This window comes from Pseudohaliea sp. (assembly GCF_040217025.1).
Lineage (GTDB): Bacteria > Pseudomonadota > Gammaproteobacteria > Pseudomonadales > Halieaceae > Pseudohaliea.
Genome location: NZ_JAVJOA010000008.1, coordinates 602852 through 616034 on the forward strand (window position 1 = coordinate 602852; position 13183 = coordinate 616034).

Below are 13183 nucleotides of genomic sequence, written 5' to 3' on the forward strand. Positions count from 1 at the left end.
GCTGTCAGTAATAGGCCTGGCTGCGGTCCGTGTGGTCGGTGACGTCGCGCACACCGGCCAGCTGCGGTAGCTGATCCAGCAGCGAGCGCTCGACGCCGTTCTTCAGCGTGATATCCACGGCGCTGCAGCCCTGGCAACCCCCGCCGAACTGGAGCACGGCAAAGTTGTCGTCGGTGATCTCGACCAGGCTCACCTCGCCGCCGTGGGCCGCCAGGGACGGGTTGATCTCGTTGTAGAGGATGTAATTGATCCTGTCCTCAAGGGGGCTGTCGTCGCCCACCCGCGGCATCTTTGCGTTCGGCGCCTTGATCGTGAGCTGGCCACCCATGCGGTCCTTGGCGAAGTCGACCAGGGCGTCCTCCAGGAAAGGCACGCTGCGCGGCTCGAACCAGGCCTTCAGCTTGTCGAACTGGTGCTCCACGTCCTCCTCGCGGACGTCCCCTTCCCGGCAGTAGGCGATGCAGGTCTCCGCTCTCGGCGTGCCCGGCTGGTTGATGAAGACGCGTACACCCAGCGCATCCTCCTGCTTGCCGAGGAGTTCGGCGAGGTATTCCTGGGCGGCTTCCGTGATGGTGATCATGTTCGGCGCTTCTTCCTGAGTGATTTACTCGGGTATTATAGCAGGGCGGTCCGGGGCGCGTGCAAGCGCCGGCACGCCCGGCTGCCGCTTCGACAGCAGGGGGCGGAACGGGCGGCGACCGGCGGGAAGCCGGTCGAAGGCCCGCCGTTCTGCTAGACTACGCCGCTTTTGACCGCCGACTCCCCGGCCGCACGGGGGTTCTCACAACCAGCAAGAGGTTACCGTGGCCAGCGACACACCGCCCAGGATCAGCCCCATCGACAGCGAGCTGCGCGCGCAGCTCGACGCCCGCATCCTCGTGATCGACGGCGCCATGGGCACGATGATCCAGGGCGAGGGGCTGGTCGAGGCGGATTACCGCGGCGAGCGCTTCGCCGACCACGCGGGCGACCTCAAGGGCAACAACGACCTGCTCTCGCTCACGCGCCCGGACGTGGTGCGCCGCATCCACGAGGCCTACCTCGCGGCGGGCGCGGACATCATCGAGACCAACACCTTCAACAGCACCGCCGTGGCCCAGGGCGATTACGGCCTGGAGGCGCTGGCGCGGGAACTCAACGTCGAGGGAGCGCGCCTGGCCCGCGCGGCCGCCGACGCCGCCATGGCGGAGGCGCCCGACCGGCGCTGCTATGTCGCCGGCGTCCTCGGGCCGACGCCGCGGACGGCGTCCATCTCGCCGGACGTCAACGATCCCGGCGCGCGCAACATCGACTTCGATACCCTGGTCCGGGACTACCGCGAGGCGGTGGAAGGCCTCATGGACGGCGGTGCGGATCTGCTCATGATCGAGACGGTCTTCGACACGCTGAACGCCAAGGCCGCCATCTTCGCCGCCCAGGGCGTTTTCGAGGACCGCGGCGAGGCTCTGCCGCTGATGATCTCCGTGACCTTCCCGGACACCAGCGGCCGCAACCTGTCCGGGCAGCGGCCGGAGGCCTTCTGGAATGCCATCGCCCACGCCCGGCCACTCATTGTCGGGAGCAACTGCGGGCGCCGCTTTGCGGAGGTGCGGCCCTTCCTCGAAGAGCTCTCCAACGCCGTGGACTGCTACTTCTCCGCGCACCTGAACGCAGGCCTGCCGAACGCCTTCGGCGAATACGACGAGCAGCCCGCCGACATGCAGGCGGAGTTCCGCGACTTTGCCCGCCGCGGCTTCCTCAACCTTGCCGGCGGCTGCTGCGGCACGGGGCCCGAGCACATCGCCGCCATTGCGGCGGCCGTTGACGGCATCGCCCCGCGCGCCCTTCCCGAGCGTCCGCCGGCCTGCCGCCTGAGCGGCCTCGAGCCGTTCAACATCGGCGCGGACACGCTGTTCGTGAACGTGGGTGAGCGCTGCAACGTCACCGGTTCCGCCCGCTTCAAGCGCCTGGTCCTCGAGGGTGACTACGCCACGGCCCTGGACGTGGCGCGCGCGCAGGTCGAAGACGGCGCCCTGGTCATCGACGTGAACATGGACGAGGGCATGCTCGATGCCGAGGCGGCCATGGTCACCTTCCTGCGCCTCGTGGCGTCGGAGCCGGACATCTCCCGCGTGCCGGTGATGATCGACTCCTCGCGCTGGTCCGTGATCGAGGCCGGCCTGAAATGCGTGCAGGGCAAGGCGGTGGTGAACTCGATCAGCCTGAAGGCCGGCGAGGCGGAGTTTCTCGAGCAGGCCAGGCTGTGCCAGCGCTACGGCGCGGCCGTGGTGGTGATGGCCTTCGACGAGGACGGCCAGGCCGACAACCTGGAGCGGCGCAAGGCGATCTGCCGGCGGAGCTACGATCTGCTTCGCGAGCGCCTCGACTTCAACCCGAACGACATCATCTTCGACCCGAACATCTTCGCGGTGGCCACGGGGATCGCCGAGCACAACAACTACGCCGTGGATTTCATCGAGGCGACGCGCTTCATCAAGGCGGAGCTCCCCGGCGCCCTCGTGTCCGGCGGTGTGTCCAACGTCTCCTTCTCTTTCCGCGGCAACAACACCGTGCGCGAGGCGATCCACTCCGTGTTCCTCTACCACGCGATCCGCGCCGGCATGGACATGGGCATCGTCAACGCCGGCCAGCTCGCGGTGTATGACGAGCTGCCGGAGGAACTGCGCGAGGGCGTCGAGGACGTCGTCCTCAACCGCCGCGAGGACGCCACGGAGCGCCTGCTCGACCTCGCCGAGCGCTACCGGGGAGACGGCAAGGGCAGCGAGCGCAAGGAGGACCTCGCCTGGCGCGAGTGGCCCGTGGCGAAGCGCCTTGAGCACGCGCTGGTCAAGGGCATCAACAGCTACATCGAGGAAGACGCGGAAGCCGCGCGACAGACCGTCGATCACCCCATCGAGGTCATCGAGGGGCCGCTCATGGACGGCATGAACGTGGTCGGCGACCTCTTCGGCGAGGGCAAGATGTTCCTGCCGCAGGTGGTGAAGAGCGCCCGCGTCATGAAACAGGCGGTCGCCTACCTGCAGCCCTACATCGAGGCGGAAAAGCGCGAGGGGTCAAAGCCCAACGGCAGGATTCTCATGGCCACGGTCAAGGGTGACGTACACGACATCGGCAAGAACATCGTCGGGGTCGTACTGCAGTGCAACAACTTCCAGGTCATCGACCTGGGGGTGATGGTGCACTGCGAGGAGATTCTGCGCGTCGCCAGGGAGGAGCAGGTCGACATCATCGGCCTGTCCGGCCTGATCACGCCATCCCTCGACGAGATGGTGCACGTCGCCTCGGAGATGCAGCGCCAGGGCTTCGACGTCCCGCTCATGATCGGCGGCGCGACCACCTCGAAGGCCCACACGGCAGTGAAGATCGAGCCGGCCTACGAGAACGATGCCGTGATCTACGTGCCGGATGCCTCGCGCAGCGTGGCCGTGGCGACGCAGCTCGCCGGCCAGGGCAAGGACCGTTTCGTCGCCGAGCGCCGGGCCGAGTACGCCGAGGTGCGTGAGCGCGTGGCCAACCGCAAGCCGCGGGCGCCCCGCCTTGCCTACGCCGACGCGCTCGCCAACGGCTTCGCTCCGGACTGGTCCGCCTATGCGCCGCCCCGTCCGAGCTTCCTCGGCGTGCGCAGCTGGGAGGAGTTCCCCCTCGCCGATCTCGTCGACACCATCGACTGGACGCCCTTCTTTCTCACCTGGGAACTGTCCGGAAAGTACCCGGCGATCCTCGACGATGCCGTGGTGGGCGAGCAGGCCCGGGAGCTCTACCGCGACGCCGAGACGATGCTCGCGCGCATCATCGACGAGGGCTGGCTGACAGCGCGGGCCGCCGTGGGCTTCTGGCCGGCCAACGCGGACGGCGACGACATCGTCGTGTTCGAGGACGACCGCCGCGACGCCCCCCTCGCCCGGCTGCACCAGCTTCGCCAGCAGTCGAAGAAGGGCAACGACGACCCGAACTACAGCCTGGCCGACTTTGTCGCCCCCGCGGGCACGGCGGACTACGTCGGCGGCTTCTGCGTCACCGCGGGCCATGGCGTGGCCGAGCGGGCCGCGACCTACGAGGCGGCTCACGACGACTACAACAGCATTCTCCTGAAGGCCCTGGCGGACCGCCTGGCCGAGTCTCTCGCCGAGCACCTGCACCGGCAGGTGCGCCGCGAGCTCTGGGGCTATGCACCCGACGAGGAGCTGGACAACGCGGCGCTGATCCGCGAGCGCTACCGCGGAATCCGTCCGGCGCCCGGCTACCCGGCCTGCCCGGACCACACGGAGAAGGCCACTCTCTTCGACCTGCTCGATGCGCCGGGGCGCTGCGGTGTCTCGCTTTCCGAGAGCTTTGCCATGACACCGGCCGCCTCCGTGAGCGGGTGGTATTTCGCCCACCCGGATTCGCGCTACTTCAACGTGGGCAAGATCGGGCGGGACCAGCTCGAGGACCTCGCCGCCCGCAAGGGCATGGCCGTGGACGAACTGGCCCGCTGGCTGGCGCCCAACCTGGACTAGGGGATAGCCATGGAAGACCGCAACCACAGCGCCGCGAAAGACGAAGCTGCCGCAGGGCAGGATGCGCCCGGGCAGGACAACGGGGACGCTTCGACCGGGGCGCAGGAACCCGCCCCGGACCGTGAAGAAAGGAAGGGCCTCGGTGTCCTGCAGGTGGTGAGCAGCGTCTTCGCAGCCGGACTCGGCGTTCAGAGCAGCCGCAACCGGGAACGGGACTTCCGCCAGGGACGTGCGGGCACCTTTATCGCGGCGGGGCTCATCTTCACGGCGCTGTTTATCGGCGCCGTGCTGACGGTCGTAAAGCTGGTGCTGGCCGGCGCCGACTGAGCGGCGCGGGAGACCCTTGCCTAGCTCGGCATCCCCGACAGCCAGAGGTACAGGCCCAGGACCGCGATGGCGATGATCGCCGTTACTGCCACCGCGTCTGCCGCGCCGTCACTGCCGTTGCTCTGGGATGCCATGGGCCTGCTCGTCCTTTCTGAATGGGTTGCGGTCTTGTTTACTGTCGCGTCGTATGCCCTGCGGTGGTGCCGTCGCCGGGCGATCTCGGGGGCCCGGCTGACCGGCCGGGCGCGCGCATTATAGCAGGGGCAGGGACAGGTCCAAGGGGCCCGGCGCCGCCGGCGGTCGCGTTCTAAGCTTAAGCAGAAATCGAATAATCAGCGCAGGGCTTATTCTGCTAGAGTGCGCGCAAGTCCCGATACCTGATTCCTCCATGTACCGCTACGACGATTACGACCAGCGCCTCGTCGACGAGCGCGTCGACCAGTTCCGCGACCAGACCGAGCGCTACCTGCGCGGCGACCTGGGCGACGCGGAGTTCCTGCCCCTGCGCCTGCAGAACGGCCTCTACGTGCAGCGCCTGGCGCCGATGCTGCGCATCGCGGTGCCGTATGGTCTCCTCGACGCGCGGCAGGTGCGCAAGCTGGCCCACATCACCCGGCACTACGACAAGGGCTACGCGCACATCAGCACCCGCCAGAACGTCCAGATCAACTGGCCGCGCATCGAGGATGTGCCGGACATTCTCGCCGAACTCGCCAGCGTGCAGATGCACGCCATCCAGACCAGCGGCAACTGCATCCGCAACACCACCACGGACCCGCTGGCCGGCGTCGCCGACGACGAGCTGGAGGATCCGCGCCCCTGGTGCGAGATTATCCGGCAGTGGTCCACCCTGCACCCGGAGTTCGCCTTCCTGCCGCGCAAGTTCAAGATCGCCGTTTGCGGCAGCCGGGAGGACCGGGCGGCCATCCACAGCCACGACATCGGTCTCGAGATCGTCCCCGGGCCCGATGGTGAGAACGGCTTCCGCGTTCTCGTCGGCGGCGGCCTCGGCCGCACGCCGGTCATCGGCAGCGAGATCCGCCCCTATCTCGAGCGCCGGCACCTGCTGTCCTACCTCGAGGCGATCCTGCGCGTCTACAACCTGCACGGGCGCCGGGACAACAAGTACAAGGCGCGGATCAAGATCCTGGTCAAGGCCATGGGCGTGGACGCGTTCACCGCCGCCGTCGAAAAGGAATGGGAGAGCCTGCGCGACGGGCCCACCACGCTTCCCGATGCAGAGATCGACCGGATCGCCGCCTTCTTCAGTGGTCCCGCCTACGCCAGCGTGGACGCCGCCGGTGAAGCCGCCGTGCTCGAAGCGCACTGCGCCAGCGAGCCGATCTTCGCCAACTGGGTCCGGCGCAACAGCCACGCCCACCAGGTGCCCGGCTACCGCGCCGTCACCGTGTCCCTGAAGGCCACGGGTAACCCGCCGGGGGATGTCTCCGCGGCACAGCTCGATCGCCTCGCCGACCTCTGCGAGGCCTACAGCTTCGGCCAGCTGCGCACGACGCACCAGCAGAACATCGTGCTCGCCGACGTGCGCCAGAGTGACCTGCTTCCGCTCTGGCGGGGGCTGCAGGCCGTGGGTCTCGCCTGCCCCAACGCCGGTTACCTCACCGACATGATCTGCTGCCCCGGTGGCGACTTCTGCTCCCTGGCCAATGCCAAGTCGATACCCGTCGCCGAGGCCATCCAGGCCCGCTTCGAGGATCTCGACTACCTCTACGATCTCGGGCCCCTGGAGCTCAACATCAGCGGCTGCATGAACGCCTGCGGCCATCACCATATCGGCCACATCGGTATTCTCGGCGTGGACAAGAAAGGCGAGGAGTTCTTCCAGGTGTCCCTCGGCGGCAACCAGGGCAAGGAGGCGAGCCTCGGCGCGATCCTCGGGCCCTCCTTCCGCCGCGAGGACATGCCCGACGTGATCGAGACCCTGCTGCGGGTCTACCTCGACCACCGGCTGGAGGAAGAAACCTTCCTGCAGACCCTGCGCCGCATCGGTATGCAACCCTTCAAGGAGCGCGTCTATGACAACGCCAACGCCCGCTAACGGCACTCCGGTACAGGCAAGGCTCCTCCGCGACGGCGCCGTCGTCGCCGATGACTGGCTGCCTCCGGCGGAGCAGGCGCCGGGCGACGGCGAGCGGCGTATCCTCACGCTGGCGCAGTGGCAGGCGGCCGGCTCCCCCGCCGGTGCGGCCGTTCAGCTCGAGGCCGGGGACGACCCGGCGACGCTCCTCGACGCGCTGCCCGGCCTCGCGCTCGTGGCGGTGCAATTCGAGGCGTTTACCGACGGCCGGGGCTTTTCCCTCGCCCGCCGGCTCCGTGAGGCAGGCTTTACCGGCGAACTGCGCGCTCGCGGCTCGCTGCTGCCGGACCAGGCCCACTACCTGCGGCGCTGCGGCTTCAACGCCCTGGAGTTCACCGATCCGGGGCGCCTCGCCCAGGCGCAGGAGCGGCTGGCCGTGTTCAGCACCGATTACCAGGGCGCGGTGGATCAGCCCCTGCCGTTGTTCCGGCGCCGCGCCTGACGTGCACCGCGGCCCGGCAACGGGCTAGACTGCGCCTTTACACCGCGCCGGGGTTACCGTGGAAGGCACGTCCGTCACCTTCTCTTTCTTTTTGATCTTTTCCGGGGCCGCGGTGTTTGCCTCGATTGCCCTGTACACGCGCCAGCCCCTGATCATCGCCTACATCGCCCTCGGCGCCTGCATCGGCCCCTACGGCCTCAGCCTCGTGCCGGACCTGAAGCTGCTCTCGGACATCGGCCACATCGGCATCATCTTCCTGCTGTTCCTGCTCGGCCTCGACATGCAGCCACGGGCCCTGTTCGCGACCCTGCGCAATGCGACGGTGGTGATGGTGGCGAGCTCGGCGCTGTTCCTCCTGGCCGCCTACGCCGTGGCCCTGCCCTTCCTGCCGAGCAAGCTCGATGCGCTGGTGGTGGGCGCCGCGATGATGTTCTCGTCGACGATCATCGGCATCAAGCTGCTGCCGACCACGGTGCTGCACCACCGGCACACCGGCGAACTGATGGTGGGCATGCTCCTGCTCCAGGACCTGCTCGCCATCATCGTGCTCATGCTGCTCATGGGTGGCGACGCCGGCGGTGCGGGCGCCGCCCTGTCCCTGCTCAGCCTGCCGCTGCTCTGCGCCGGCGCCTGGGTCGCCGTACGCTATGCGCTGCTGCCGCTCATCGCCCGCTTCGACCGCTTCCACGAGTACGTCTTCCTGGTGGCCATCGGCTGGTGCCTGGGGGTCGCCGAAGTGGCCCAGGTCCTCGGCCTCAGCGAGGAGATCGGCGCCTTCATCGCCGGGGTGACGATCGCCACCAGCCCCATCTCCCAGTACATCGCCGGCAGCCTGCGCCCCCTGCGCGATTTCTTTCTCATCCTGTTTTTCTTCAGCGTGGGCGCCCGCTTCGACCTCGGCCAGCTGGACCGGATCCTCCTCCCCGCCCTGCTCCTCGCCGCACTGGTGCTGGCGCTGAAGCCCGTGGTCTACCGCTACCTCCTCGGCGGCATGAGCGAAAGCCGCAGCCTGGCCTGGGACCTCGGCTTCCGCCTGGGCCAGGCCAGCGAATTCTCGCTGCTCATCGCCTATATCGCCTTCGACCTGGCGCTCATCAGCCAGGATGCCTCGCTGCTGATCCAGGCGACGACGATCCTCACGCTTCTCGCCTCGTCCTACATCGTGGTGCTCAACTACCCTACCCCGATCGCCATTTCCGACCGGCTGCGGCGCGACTAGGCAGGGAGGGATGCCGGGACGTTACCCGACTCACACCGGGTGGGAGCTCGCGCTCGGTCCATGGCCCGCACCGCCCTAGTTCAAGCCGTCTCCAGAAACGTTCACGCGGGAACGCGCCGCGCGCCTCTAACCTCCCGACCGCCCGTTGCGGCGCACAGCCCAGGTAGCTAGGTAGACAAGCGCGCCACCGTCTTCGCCGCACCCTGGAGCTCCCGAACTTCTCCCACGCATTCACCGGCGTACAGCGCCACTACCTCCAACAGCGCTTCGTTCATCTCGACTGTCAGGCAACTGGGGGTATACAGGGGGCGGGAAAGCGCCTGCCTTGCCGTTAACGCCGCGCCGCCGTCACCACCTGCCAGTTTCGACAAGATGCGGGTCAGGCTATGCAAGGCAGGTAACCACGCCGGCTCACTGCCATCCCCGCGCAGCCATTTTCCGGTCGCAGCGTTCGGCATGACCCGGTGCGGATCACGCCAGCCAACACCGAATAGCCTGGTGACGATCGTGCTCGAGTCACTGATCAATCGCTGCTTGTAAGCTGGATGCGCAGCAGACTCGGGCGACGCAAGAAAGCGTGTGCCGCTGCACACCGCGTCTGCGCCAAAAGATCGACACCTGGCCGCGCTCGTTTCGTCATGGATGCCGCCTGCGCCAACTACCAGGTGATTCGGCAGGGCCTCCCGGACCTTGGGTAGCAGCACAGCCAATCGTTCCGTGCCCCGGAGGTGGCCCCCGGCCTCGTGGCCCTGCACGATCACCCCATCCGCGCCTTCGGCGACGACCAGCTTGGCCTCGTCGACGCTGCCCACCTGGAAAAGCACTTTCTTACCCGCATCCTTGAGTGCGGACACTAGCCGTTTGCTGAACCCGTAGAAGATGGAGACGATCGGAACGTCGCTCTGCAGGCAGGCCTCAACATGGGCCTTGCTGATGATGGGCATCAGCAGGTTGGCTGCGAAGGAGCGACCTTCCAGACTATCTTCGATTCGAGCAAGCTCTCTACGGAAGTTCTCAGGGGGGAGGTAGCTCAAGGTCCCCAGGCCGCCGGCCTTTGAGACGGCAACTACCAGGTCGTGTCTGGCAACGGCGCCCATGGCCCCCTGAAGAACGGGCTTTTCAATGGACAGGAAATCGCAAGCATCGACCATCGCCGCCGCCCGTCAACCGGGTATCCAGCAGATAGCGTAGTTCACTGAACGGGACGCTGCCCGGGGTTGCGGCAACGCGGGCCCGAGCGTTTGCTATCGGCCATATGGTTGCAAGCGGACATCTAGCGGGCACGTCTTGGGCGGCAGCAAACGACCAGGAGGTGTGAGAGGCAGGTAGCGTTCAGGGCGGTCGATACTATGGACTGTGCTCGGCGTGCGTTTCACACGGCATCATTGCGGTACCTGCTCAGGCTCGCGATGAATTATGCTGGCCATTCTATTGGATTCACGTGGTACACCGATGATCAAGACCCTGGACCTTGTTGTGCTTTGTGTGGCGCTGCTGCTGGCGCCGCTTGCCAATGCCGATGTCTCAACGAGCGAGCTGCCGGTTCTCAGCGGAACCAGCATCCATCGACTGAAGTCCGAGTCTGTCCGCGATGACTTCGTGCTCTACGTGCGCACGCCGCCAGGGGCGCTGTCCGATCCGACACGCCGTTATCCGGTGATCTACACACTCGACGGAGACCATACGTTTCCACAGGTCACAGCGATTGCCACGCAATTGGGCTGGGGAGGATCGGTGCCCGATGCAGTGATCGTGGGCATTGGTTATGGAACGCTCGACCTGGACAACGGAAACCACCGGGTGCGGGATCTGAGTCCGCAGCGCTCCAGTGACTACCCGGAGTCCGGCGGTGCAGCCAGGTTCCTTCAATGCATGATTGAGGAGGTGTTTCCGCTTATCGAGGGCGGGTACCCGGTGGATTCTGAAAAACGCTACCTGTTTGGTCATTCGCTCGGCGGCCTGTTTTCCCTCTACGCGTACGCAAAGGCCCCTGACAGGTTTGCCGGTATAGCTGCCGGCAGCCCATACCTCGAGGGGCAGCTTGATTTTCTTTTTGCTATCGACTCCGGCCAAGAACCGCGAAAAACGAACCTGTTCATCGCCACAGGTAGCGGGGAAGACCCGCAAATGTTCATCGACGGGCTCGAGCGATTGCGCAAGCAGCTGGCGTCCGCATGGGCGACAGAAGGCAGCAGTCAGATCGTTCTACTACCCGGGTTCGACCACTATACAGCCCTAACGCCGGCGATAAGCAGGGGCCTGCAGGCAGTTTTTGCCGAGGCACCCTGAGCGCGGCTGCGCTCAGTCTGTCGCGGTCGTGGGCGAGGACGGCGCCGGCGGGGAACAGAACGCCAGGCAGGGCCGATCGGGCTGCGTCGGGCGGCGACCGCTGAGTGAAGGGAGTGGCAGCGCATGAAAGAGCTCAAGAACGAAAAGGAATTAGTCAAGAGGGCGATGGCTCTCGGCACGGCTTACGGCGAGAAGCGCGGCGTCGTCGAGTTCGAGGCGACCGACTCGGCGACGGACAAGCTCGAATACATCTATCGCCTGCTTGTACACGACAAGCTCATCCAGCCGCTACCGCCGGACCAGTTGTCTCAGAAAGCGATAAGGCACCGTCTCGCCATCTGGGCATCGAAGCAGCCCGACTGAGGAGGGCCAGCTTGCATCGCCCCCGTCCAGCGGGAGGCACCCTGCTGGACGGGCAGTAGCTGTGGGCAGAGTCTGCAAGCATGACGACCTGGTGGCCTGGTCGGCGTCGTCGAGCATATGAAGTACGCGGCGGCTCGATGCCACGGAGAAAGAAAAAAGCCGGCAACGCGGCCGGCTTTCGGGGTGGTTACCTGTCAGGCAAGCGTGCCCGTCAGAGCTTGCCTTCCAGCTCCGGCAGGGCCTCGAACAGGTCGGCCACCAGGCCGTAGTCCGCGACCTGGAAGATCGGGGCGTCCTCGTCCTTGTTGATCGCGACGATGACCTTCGAGTCCTTCATGCCGGCCAGGTGCTGGATCGCGCCCGAGATGCCCACGGCGATGTAGAGCTCCGGCGCGACGATCTTGCCGGTCTGGCCGACCTGGTAGTCGTTGGGCACGAAACCCGCATCCACGGCAGCGCGGGAGGCGCCGATGGCGGCGCCGAGCTTGTCGGCAATGCCGTCCAGGAGCTTGAAGTTATCCCCGTTTTGCATGCCGCGGCCGCCGGAAATCACCACCGGTGCGGCGGTCAGCTCGGGTCGGTCGGACTTGGCCAGCTCTTCGCCGACGAAGCTGGACACGCCAGCATCGTGCACGGCGTCCACGGCTTCAACGGTGGCGGACCCACCCTCGGCGGCCACGGCGTCAAAAGCCGTCGCGCGCACGGTGATGACCTTCTTGGCATCGGCCGTCTGCACGGTGGCGATGACGTTGCCGGCGTAGATGGGCCGCTTGAAGGTGTCGGCAGACTCGACGGAGATGATGTCGGAGATCTGCGCCACGTCGAGGAGCGCTGCCACGCGCGGCATGACGTTCTTGCCGCTGGTGGTGGCGGCGGCCACGATGTTGTCGTAGCCGGCGGCCAGTTCCGCCACCAGCAGGCTGGTGTTCTCCGCCAGCGCGTGATCGTAGGCGGCATTATCTGCCACCAGCACCTTACCGACGCCCGGCACCTTGGCCGCGGCCTCGCCAACGGCGGCGCAGCCGTTGCCGGCGACCAGGATGTCGATGTCGCTGCCCATGGCCTGGGCGGCGGCGACCGCGTTCAGCGTTGCCGGATTGAGGGTCGCGTTATCGTGTTCGGCTACTACCAGGGTTCCCATCAGATCACCTTCGCTTCGTTCTTCAGTTTTTCGACCAGCTCATCGACGCTCTCGACCTTGATACCTGCCTGGCGCTCCGCCGGCGGCTCTACCTTGACCAGCGTCAGGTGCTGCTTGACCTCCACGCCAAGGTCAGCGGGGCTGTAGACGTCAAGCTGCTTCTTCTTGGCCTTCATGATGTTCGGCAGCGACGCGTAGCGCGGCTCGTTGAGGCGAAGGTCGGTGGTGACGATCGCCGGAAGCTTGAGGCTGACGGTCTGCAGGCCGCCGTCCACTTCCCGGGTGACCTGGACCTGGTCGCCCTCTACCTTCACCTCCGAGGCGAAGGTGCCCTGGGCCATGCCGGCGAGCGCGCCCAGCATTTGTCCGGTCTGGTTGTTGTCACCGTCGATGGACTGCTTGCCGAGGATGACCAGCTGCGGCTCCTCTTTCTCGACCACGCCCTTCAGCAGCTTGGCGACCACCAGCGGCTCCACGGGGCCGTCGGTCTCGACCTGGATGCCGCGGTCGGCGCCGAGAGCCAGGGCCGTGCGGATCTGCTCCTGGCAGGCCTTGTCGCCGATGGAAACGGCGATGACTTCGGTGGCGACGCCGGCTTCTTTCAGGCGCACGGCTTCTTCGACGGCAATCTCGCAGAACGGGTTGATGGACATCTTGACGTTATTCAGGTCGACGTCGGAACCGTCGGCCTTGGCGCGGACCTTGACGTTGTAGTCGACCACGCGCTTCACAGCGACCAAAACCTTCATGAAAACTCCAGTGTCGTGTGGATGGAAGGGAGTGGGATCACGCGACAAACAGACTC

Annotated in this window: 12 protein-coding genes; 7 read left to right on the forward strand and 5 right to left on the reverse strand. The window is 66.5% G+C overall.

Annotation, left to right across the window (positions count from 1 at the left end; translation table 11 throughout):
• Window positions 1-4: 4 nt before the first annotated feature.
• Entirely contained in the window at window positions 5-580 is a 576-nt protein-coding gene (gene nfuA, locus RKE50_RS06950; RefSeq protein ID WP_350035438.1) for a Fe-S biogenesis protein NfuA, read from the reverse strand.
• 223 nt (window positions 581-803) lie between these two features.
• Between nfuA and metH the strand changes: the two genes are divergently transcribed.
• Entirely contained in the window at window positions 804-4499 is a 3696-nt protein-coding gene (gene metH, locus RKE50_RS06955; RefSeq protein WP_502937872.1) for a methionine synthase, read from the forward strand.
• Between the two features lie 9 nt (window positions 4500-4508).
• The gene (locus RKE50_RS06960; protein ID WP_350035440.1) at window positions 4509-4826 is read left to right on the forward strand and encodes a DUF2970 domain-containing protein; all 318 of its coding nucleotides are present in this window, start codon (window positions 4509-4511) and stop codon (window positions 4824-4826) included.
• A gap of 20 nt (window positions 4827-4846) precedes the next feature.
• Here RKE50_RS06960 and RKE50_RS06965 read toward each other — a convergent pair whose 3' ends face one another.
• A complete protein-coding gene (locus RKE50_RS06965; protein ID WP_350035442.1) occupies window positions 4847-4960 on the reverse strand; it encodes a methionine synthase in 114 nt (37 codons plus the stop codon).
• Window positions 4961-5214: 254 nt separating this feature from the next.
• Between RKE50_RS06965 and RKE50_RS06970 the strand changes: the two genes are divergently transcribed.
• From RKE50_RS06970 to RKE50_RS06980, 3 genes are read left to right on the forward strand one after another with little or no spacing between them, the layout of a single operon-like run.
• Window positions 5215-6885, forward strand: a complete 1671-nt coding sequence (locus RKE50_RS06970; protein ID WP_350035443.1) for a nitrite/sulfite reductase — start codon at window positions 5215-5217, stop codon at window positions 6883-6885.
• Window positions 6863-7366 (forward strand): DUF934 domain-containing protein, encoded by a 504-nt coding sequence (locus tag RKE50_RS06975; protein WP_350035444.1) that lies wholly within the window; start codon window positions 6863-6865, stop codon window positions 7364-7366. Before RKE50_RS06970 ends, RKE50_RS06975 begins: the two co-directional genes overlap by 23 nt.
• 58 nt (window positions 7367-7424) lie before the next feature.
• Window positions 7425-8585, forward strand: a complete 1161-nt coding sequence (locus tag RKE50_RS06980) for a cation:proton antiporter domain-containing protein (protein ID WP_350035446.1) — start codon at window positions 7425-7427, stop codon at window positions 8583-8585.
• A 167-nt stretch (window positions 8586-8752) separates the two neighbouring features.
• Here RKE50_RS06980 and RKE50_RS06985 read toward each other — a convergent pair whose 3' ends face one another.
• Complete coding sequence (locus tag RKE50_RS06985; RefSeq protein WP_350035448.1) at window positions 8753-9736, reverse strand: NAD(P)H-dependent flavin oxidoreductase; 984 nt, start codon at window positions 9734-9736, stop codon at window positions 8753-8755.
• Window positions 9737-10037: 301 nt separating this feature from the next.
• On the opposite strand from RKE50_RS06985, the gene RKE50_RS06990 reads away from it, so the two are divergent.
• A complete protein-coding gene (locus RKE50_RS06990; RefSeq protein ID WP_350035449.1) occupies window positions 10038-10874 on the forward strand; it encodes an alpha/beta hydrolase in 837 nt (278 codons plus the stop codon).
• A 123-nt stretch (window positions 10875-10997) separates the two neighbouring features.
• A complete protein-coding gene (locus RKE50_RS06995; RefSeq protein ID WP_350035451.1) occupies window positions 10998-11237 on the forward strand; it encodes a DUF5062 family protein in 240 nt (79 codons plus the stop codon).
• 211 nt (window positions 11238-11448) lie between these two features.
• Here the strand turns inward: RKE50_RS06995 and RKE50_RS07000 are convergent, their stop codons facing one another.
• Both RKE50_RS07000 and RKE50_RS07005 read right to left on the reverse strand, forming a co-directional pair.
• On the reverse strand, window positions 11449-12378 hold the full coding sequence (locus RKE50_RS07000; RefSeq protein ID WP_350035453.1) for an electron transfer flavoprotein subunit alpha/FixB family protein: 930 nt from the start codon (window positions 12376-12378) through the stop codon (window positions 11449-11451).
• Window positions 12378-13127, reverse strand: a complete 750-nt coding sequence (locus tag RKE50_RS07005; protein WP_350035455.1) for an electron transfer flavoprotein subunit beta/FixA family protein — start codon at window positions 13125-13127, stop codon at window positions 12378-12380. Before RKE50_RS07005 ends, RKE50_RS07000 begins: the two co-directional genes overlap by 1 nt.
• Window positions 13128-13183 lie beyond the last annotated feature (56 nt).

Bases quoted from the DNA above. Each gene is read 5' to 3' on its own strand.
- nfuA (WP_350035438.1), bottom strand. From the start codon at position 580: ATGATCACCATCACGGAAGCCGCCCAGGAATACCTCGCCGAACTCCTC.
- RKE50_RS06960 (WP_350035440.1), top strand. From the start codon at position 4,509: ATGGAAGACCGCAACCACAGCGCCGCGAAAGACGAAGCTGCCGCAGGG.
- RKE50_RS06965 (WP_350035442.1), bottom strand. From the start codon at position 4,960: ATGGCATCCCAGAGCAACGGCAGTGACGGCGCGGCAGACGCGGTGGCA.
- RKE50_RS06970 (WP_350035443.1), top strand. From the start codon at position 5,215: ATGTACCGCTACGACGATTACGACCAGCGCCTCGTCGACGAGCGCGTC.
- RKE50_RS06975 (WP_350035444.1), top strand. From the start codon at position 6,863: ATGACAACGCCAACGCCCGCTAACGGCACTCCGGTACAGGCAAGGCTC.
- RKE50_RS06985 (WP_350035448.1), bottom strand. From the start codon at position 9,736: ATGGTCGATGCTTGCGATTTCCTGTCCATTGAAAAGCCCGTTCTTCAG.
- RKE50_RS06990 (WP_350035449.1), top strand. From the start codon at position 10,038: ATGATCAAGACCCTGGACCTTGTTGTGCTTTGTGTGGCGCTGCTGCTG.
- RKE50_RS06995 (WP_350035451.1), top strand. From the start codon at position 10,998: ATGAAAGAGCTCAAGAACGAAAAGGAATTAGTCAAGAGGGCGATGGCT.
- RKE50_RS07000 (WP_350035453.1), bottom strand. From the start codon at position 12,378: ATGGGAACCCTGGTAGTAGCCGAACACGATAACGCGACCCTCAATCCG.
- RKE50_RS07005 (WP_350035455.1), bottom strand. From the start codon at position 13,127: ATGAAGGTTTTGGTCGCTGTGAAGCGCGTGGTCGACTACAACGTCAAG.